We start from the raw sequence: 6620 nt of genomic DNA on the forward strand, positions 1-6620 counted from the left end.
ACCAGTGCCCCTACACGACTCTGTTCCGATCTCGGGGGCCGCCGCGGGGGCGGCGGCGTGGGCGCCGGTCGCTCCGATCAGCGGCAGCGCGAGGGCGGCGCCACCGGTGCCGGCCACGGTGAGACCGCGGGATATGGAACGGGACTTCGGGCGGCGGTGCTTACCCTTTCCGGGCATGGCTGATTCCTCTCCGTCGCCTGCGAGGTGAGCTGTCGGGTTCGGACTGGAGATGTCCGGCCGCGCACGTCGGGGGACGCGTGCGGCTTCACCCCTAGCCGTCCCGGAGAGAGCTCCGGTCCGGCGGCCTACCTGGTTCCCCCGCTCCTGCCGCGCGCGTCGATAGTCGGGTGCGGTTCCCGGGCGGCGGCAGGATTAGGCTGTCCACCCGGATCGGTCGTGAAGGTAATCGAGCGGGTCCACGGGCAACAAGCCACACATTCCCTGACGCAATCACAGGTATGGGGGAACGATGGAATTCCGGTCACCCTGTGTCCATTCCGCACCATCAACAACCGCCCTGGCATGGGAATTCTGATTTCGCGAGCGGGCACGGACGGTCACCGTATGATCTGGCTCACGGAGCCTGGCGCGATCTCACCTCTCCCTATGGCAAGTTGCTCCCAACCGGCGTAATTCGGACACCTCAGGACGATGCGGAGGACCACGCGTGACCCAGCGGATACCCCCACCCCTTCCGGCGCTCCCCGAACCCGAACCGGAGCTGACGGGAGTGCGCAATTTCCGTGACGTGGGCGGCCTGCCGACCGCCGACGGACGGAGGGTCAGGCCGGGACGACTGTTCCGAAGCGGACATCTGTCGCATGCGACCGAAACCGGAACACAGTTCCTCGTCGCGCTCGGCCTGCACACGGTCTTCGACTTCCGCAACCGCGCCGACCACGCCCTGGAGGGGCCCAACGTGGAACTGCCGGGGGTGCGCTACGTGAACATCCCGCTGTCCGACCCGGCAGCCGGGAAGGAGTTCTGGACGATGGTCCGCGAAGGCGACCTGACCCAGCTGCGCAGCCTCCTCGGGGAGGGCCGCGCGGCCGAGCGGATGGCCACCTCGTACCGCACGATGATCCGCACCCGCACCGCCGAACACAGCCGGGTCGTGCACGCGCTGGCCGAGGACAGCGTGCCGGCGCTGATGCACTGCGCCGCGGGCAAGGACCGGGCCGGCCTGTCGATCGCCGTCACGCTGCTCGCGCTCGGCGTCGAACGGGAGGCGATCCTGGCGGACTACCTGGAGTCGAACGCCCCGCACCGCCGCTACCGGATGCGGCGCGGGCCGGAGGCGGTCGAGCCCCGCCCGGCCGAGGTGGCCGAGCTGCTGGCGCCGCTCTTCGACGCGCGGGCCTCGTACCTCGACGCGGCGTACGCCACCATCGAGGAGGAGTGGGGCGGCGTGGACCGGTACCTCGCCGAGGGTCTCGGGCTCGCGCCCGAGACCCTGGTCCGACTGCGGGACAGGCTGCTGGAACCCTAGGGCCCCGGCCGGCAGGCCGTCAGCGGTTGCCGACGGCCTGCTTCACCAGCGTCCGGCCGAAGTCCCACATCAACGAGCCCCCGCCGTGCGCCTCGTCCATGACCTCCCGGAAGGCCCCGACGAAGCGGTCCACGTCCCGTTCGTCGATGATCAGCGGCGGGATGAGCTTGATGACCTCCAGGTGGTCCCCGGAGACCTGGGTGAGGATCCGGTGCTTGCGCAGCAGCGGCACCACGACCATCTGGGCGAACAGCCCCTTGCGGGCGGCCTGGAGCATCGCCCAGCGGCTGCGCAGGCCCAGCGAGGACGGCCGGCCGAACTCGATGCCGATCATCAGCCCGCGTCCCCGCACCTCGTGCAGCAACTCGTACTCGTCCACCAGCGCGGCGAGCCGGCCGCGCAGCAGGTCGCCCATGGCACGGGCGTTGGCCGTCACCTCCTCGTCCTCCATGACGCTCAGCACCGCCAGGCCGGCGGCCATCGCCTGCGCGTTGGAGCCGAAGCTCGCCGAGTGGACGAGGACCCGGTCCATGGACGAGTACACGCGCTGGAAGATCCAGTCCTTGCCCAGGGTCGCGCCGACCGGCACGTAGCCGCCCGACAGGGCCTTCGCCACGCAGACCAGGTCCGGTTCGACGCCGGGTTCGTGCTGGTACGCGTAGAAGTCACCGGTGCGTCCGAGGCCGGTCTGCACCTCGTCGGCGATGAGCAGGGCCTTGTGCCGGTGGAGGAGTTCCTGCGCCGCGCGCAGGAATCCGGGGGGCGCGGCGAGCACCCCCTTGCCCTGGATCGGCTCGACGACGAAGGCGGCCACGTCGCCCCGCCGCAGTTCGCGTTCCAGGGCGTCCAGGTCGCCGAGCGCGATCCTCGTGTCGGGGAGCAGCGGCGCGAAGCCGTCCCGGAAGCCGGCTTCGCCGTTGACCGACAGCGAGCCGGTGGTGAGCCCGTGGAAGGCGTGGTCGCAGTAGAGGATCCTGGGCCGGCCGGTGGCGTACCGGGCGAACTTCAGGGCAGTCTCCACCGCCTCGGTGCCGCTGTTGCCGAAGAAGACCCGGTCCAGGTGGGGGCTGTGCGCGAGCAGTTTCTCGGCGAGCAGCCCCGGCAGCGGCGGGCAGTCGAAGCGGGTCAGGTCGGCGAGCTGGGCGTCAAGGACGTCGTGCAGGGCCTTGCGGACGACGGGGTGGTGCCGGCCCAGGCCCATGACCCCGAAGCCGGCCAGCATGTCCAGGTGGTCGTTGCCCTCGGCGTCCCAGAAGTGGGCGCCCTCGGCCCGCACGTACACCTTGTCGAAGCCGATGGTGTGCAGCATGCGGGGCAGCTGGTGGTTGAGGTGGCGGGAGTGGAGCTCGTAGCGTTCGTCCCCGCGCTCGGCGAGCAGGGCGGCCAGGTCGAAGCCCTTGCCGCCCCCCTGGCCGGCGGTCATGACGGGGTGGCCCGGTTGCTGCCGATGGTCTCCCGGGCCGCTCGCAGGGATTCCTTGAGGGAGCCCATGGTGGCGAGGACGGCGGTGGGCTCGTAGCCGCAGTGCGCCATGCAGTTCGCGCAGCGCGGGTCCTTGCCGCGACCGTACTTGCTCCAGTCGGTGTCCTCGATCAGCTCGCGGTACGTGGGCACGTAGCCGTCACTCATCAGGTAGCAGGGGCGCTGCCAGCCGAAGAGGGAGTAATTCGGAATGGCCCAGGCGGTGCAGGGGAAATCGACCTTTCCTTCCAGGAAGTCGAGGAAGAGCGGCGAGTGGTTGAGCCGCCAGCGCCGCCGGTTCCCGCCCGCGAAGGCCTTCTTGAAGAGTTCGCGGGTCTGTTCGACGCCCAGGAAGTGTTCCTGGTCGGGGGCCTTTTCGTAGGCGTAGGCGGGCGAGATCATCATCTCGTCGACCTGGAGGTCGTCATTGAGGTAGTTCAGCACCTCGATGATGGTCTGGGGGGTGTCGGTGTTGAAGAAGGTGGAGTTGGTCGTCACCCGGAAACCGCGGCGCTTCGCCTCCTTGATGGCCGCGACCGCCTCGTCGAAGACGCCCTCCTTGGCCACCGATTCGTCGTGCCGTTCGCGCAGCCCGTCGATGTGGACGGCGAAGGCGAAATAGGGGGACGGGGTGAACTTCTCGATCTTCTTGCGGAGCAGCATCGCGTTGGTGCAGAGGAAGACATACTTCCGCTTCGCCACCAGCTGCCGGACGATCTCGTGGATCTGCGGGTGCATCAGGGGCTCACCCCCCGCGATGGACACCATCGGGGCACCGGACTCCAGCACGGCGCCGACGGCCTGGGCCACCGGCATGCGCTGCTTGAGGACCCCGGCCGGGTGCTGGATCTTTCCGCACCCCTCGCAGGCCAGGTTGCAGGCGTAGAGCGGCTCCAGTTCCACGATCAGCGGGAACTTCTCCCGCTTGCGGAGCTTCTGTTCGAGAAGATAGGTCCCGACCCTGATGGACTGTCGCAGCGGCATGGCCATCTGGCTCACCTCCTGGGGAGCAGCGAAGAACGGTGCCATTCATGGAACGCGGGCAGTAGGGCACGCAGTACGCGGAAGGCCGATATTCCACCGCGTACGGTGCCGATGCGGACGAGCTCGTGCTCAGGAGCGTCCACGATCACCCGGACGGCCGCAACGGGGCGGCCCTCCCCCGCAGGGGTACGGGCGCCCCGGGTGGCGGTCCACAAGGTGGCCGCCGACTCCATGTCGACCGCCACGGCGCCGGTCGCGCGCAGCCGGGCGCGCTCCTGGCCGCGGACGACGTGGTCGGATCCGGTCAGCGCGCCGGTGTGCACGGTCCGGCCGGGGAGGGCCAGGGCCAGGGCCTCGGCGAGCAGGCGGGTACCGGTGCACGGGACGGTCCCGTGCGGGTCCCGGGTCTCGTCGGCGACGACCAGGTCGCCGGGGTGCATGCCGGGGACCAGTCCGGCGCAGAACCCGGTGGCGAGGACGGCGGCCCCCGCCATCCCGGGCCGCTCCAGCGCGCGGGCGACGGCGCGTTCGGCGGCGCGCGGTCCCATGCCCGTGCGCAGCACCGCGGCGGTGGCGCCCGCCGGGCGGCCGGCGCTGCGCAGGGCCGCCCGCTCGATGCGCAGCGCGCAGGCGATCAGGAGCGGTGCGGGCGGGGGCTGCGCTCCGGGGCCGGCCATCAGGACTCCTCGGTGAGGGCCGCCGCCGCGGTGGGCCGGCGTCCGTCGGGGCCGAAGGGCTCCCCGTAGAGGTAACGGCCGAGGGCGGTCAGCGGGAACACCTGCCGGTACAGGTGGTAGTTGATGGAGAAGTCCCAGGGGAAGCCGGTGCCGGTGAAGTACGGCTCGTCCCAGCTGCCGTCGGGGCGCTGCGTGTTCACCAGGTGGGCGAGGCCCCGTTCGACGGCCTCGCCGTCGCGCTCCCCGGCGGACAGCAACGCCATCAGGGCCCACGCGGTCTGCGAGGGGGTGGACTCTCCCTTCCCGGCCCAGGAGCGGTCCTGGTAGGAACGCTGGTCCTCGCCCCACCCGCCGTCGTCGTTCTGTACGGACTCCAGCCAGCGCACGGCCCGCCGGACGGCGGGGTGGGACGTGGCGACGCCGGCGGCGGTGAGGGCCGGCAGGACCGATCCGGTGCCGTACACGTAGTTGGTGCCCCAGCGGCCGAACCAGCCGCCGTCCGGCTCCTGTTCGGCGAGCAGCCAGGCGATCCCGCGTCGGGTCCGGGGGTCGGCGGACCGGCCCTCGACGGCCAGCATCTCCACCACGTGGGCGGTCACGTCGGCGGACGGCGGGTCGATGACCTCGCCGAAGTCACAGAAGGGCAGCCGGTTGGGGAGGGTGCGGGTGTTGTCGGCGTCGAAGGCGCCCCAGGCGCCGTTCCTCGACTGCATGCCGAGGTTCCAGGACACACCGCGGGCGATGGCGGCCTCGACCTTCAACGGGTCGGGGTGGTCGATCCGGCGCAGCGCCAGGACCACCTCGGCGGTGTCGTCGATGTCGGGGTAGTTGTCGTTGTGGAACTCGAACGCCCAGCCGCCGGGGGCCAGTCCGGGTCTGCGGACGGCCCAGTCGCCGGGGCGCCGGATCTCCTCGCCGACCATCCAGTCCGCGGCCTTGATCAGCGCCGGGTGGTCGGGGCGGACGCCCGCGTCGGCCAGGGCGATGGCGGCCAGGCAGGTGTCCCAGACCGGGGACTGGCAGGCCTCGATCATGCGGGCGCCGTCCTCGCGCCAGACGGCGAACCGGTCGAGCGATTCCAGTCCGGCCCGCATCACCGGGTGGCCGAGGTCGTAGCCGAGCAGGTGGAGGGCGATGACGGAGTACACGGCGGGCGGTTGGATGCCGCCCCAGCAGCCGTCGTTCTCCTGCCGTTCGACGATCCACCGGCCGGCGCTGGCCATCGCGGCCCTGCGCACGGCCTTCGGGGCGAACCGGCGGTAGACGTGCAGGGCCTTGTCCATGCGCTGGAAGACGCCGTCCCAGCTGGTCAGCGGGGCCGGGGGGACGGCGGGGCAGGGGTTGCGGGCATCGGCGTGGAGTTCGTCCAGGACGAAGGGGGCCGGCCGGACGGGACGCAGCGCCGAGACCACGGTGAGGGGAACGATGGTCTGGCGGGCCCAGCAACCGAAGTCGTAGATGTTGAGCGGCACCCAGGAGGGCAGGAACAGCAGTTCGGGCGGGAGTTCGGGCAGGTTCTCCCATTTCCACCAGCCGAAGAGCGCCAGCCAGATCCGGGTGAACACGCGGGCGGCGGCGATCCCTCCGTGGGCGCGGATCCAGGCGGAGGCGCGCGACATGTGCGGGGCGTCGGGGGCGTCCCCGGCGAGGCGCAGGGCGACGTACGCCTCGATGGTGGCGGAGAGTTCGGGCGGCCCGCCGTGGAAGGTGGCCCAGGTCCCGTCGTCGCGCTGTTCGCCCCGGATGAAGAGGGCGGCCGCCCGGGTGATGGCCTCGTCGCGGATGCCGAGGAACTGCCGCAGCAGCAGGTCCTCGGCGTCCATGGTGACGTTGGTCTCCAGGTCGCCCTTCCACCAGCCCGCCGGGTCCTGGCGTTCCAGCAGGTTGCGGGTGGCCCGGTCGGTGGCCTCCCGGACCCCGCGCAGGAGTCCGGGCGCGCGGTGGTCGGGCGTGCGGTGGTCGGGCGTGCGGTGGTCGGGCGGTGCGCAGGGCCCGGCCGGCCCGGCCGC

General features: G+C 71.5%; 5 protein-coding genes and 1 riboswitch. Of the genes, 1 reads left to right on the plus strand and 4 read right to left on the minus strand.

Annotated elements, in window-relative coordinates; genetic code table 11:
* Positions 1-181: 181 nt before the first annotated feature.
* Positions 182-349: riboswitch (cyclic di-AMP (ydaO/yuaA leader) on the minus strand.
* Positions 350-667: 318 nt separating this feature from the next.
* Positions 668-1489, plus strand: a complete 822-nt coding sequence (locus NOD94_RS39575) for a tyrosine-protein phosphatase (protein WP_281211082.1) — start codon at positions 668-670, stop codon at positions 1487-1489.
* A gap of 19 nt (positions 1490-1508) precedes the next feature.
* Here the strand turns inward: NOD94_RS39575 and NOD94_RS39580 are convergent, their stop codons facing one another.
* The 4 genes from NOD94_RS39580 to shc all read right to left on the minus strand — a co-directional run.
* The gene (locus NOD94_RS39580) at positions 1509-2912 is read right to left on the minus strand and encodes an aspartate aminotransferase family protein (protein WP_281211083.1); all 1404 of its coding nucleotides are present in this window, start codon (positions 2910-2912) and stop codon (positions 1509-1511) included.
* Complete coding sequence (gene hpnH / locus NOD94_RS39585; protein ID WP_281211084.1) at positions 2909-3940, minus strand: adenosyl-hopene transferase HpnH; 1032 nt, start codon at positions 3938-3940, stop codon at positions 2909-2911. The genes NOD94_RS39580 and hpnH overlap by 4 nt, the downstream gene beginning before the upstream one ends.
* Positions 3941-3945: 5 nt before the next feature.
* Entirely contained in the window at positions 3946-4611 is a 666-nt protein-coding gene (locus NOD94_RS39590) for a 1-hydroxy-2-methyl-2-butenyl 4-diphosphate reductase (protein ID WP_281211085.1), read from the minus strand.
* Positions 4611-6620: squalene--hopene cyclase (gene shc, locus NOD94_RS39595; RefSeq protein ID WP_281211086.1), on the minus strand; the 2010-nt coding region annotated here is incomplete at its 5' end. The genes shc and NOD94_RS39590, both read right to left, overlap by 1 nt.

Source organism: Streptomyces sp. Isolate_45, assembly GCF_024721315.2.
Lineage (GTDB): Bacteria > Actinomycetota > Actinomycetes > Streptomycetales > Streptomycetaceae > Streptomyces.

Excerpts from the sequence above, each read along its gene's own strand:
- NOD94_RS39580 (WP_281211083.1), bottom strand. The coding sequence starts at position 2,912 with ATGACCGCCGGCCAGGGGGGCGGCAAGGGCTTCGACCTGGCCGCCCTG.
- hpnH (WP_281211084.1), bottom strand. The coding sequence starts at position 3,940 with ATGGCCATGCCGCTGCGACAGTCCATCAGGGTCGGGACCTATCTTCTC.
- NOD94_RS39590 (WP_281211085.1), bottom strand. The coding sequence starts at position 4,611 with ATGGCCGGCCCCGGAGCGCAGCCCCCGCCCGCACCGCTCCTGATCGCC.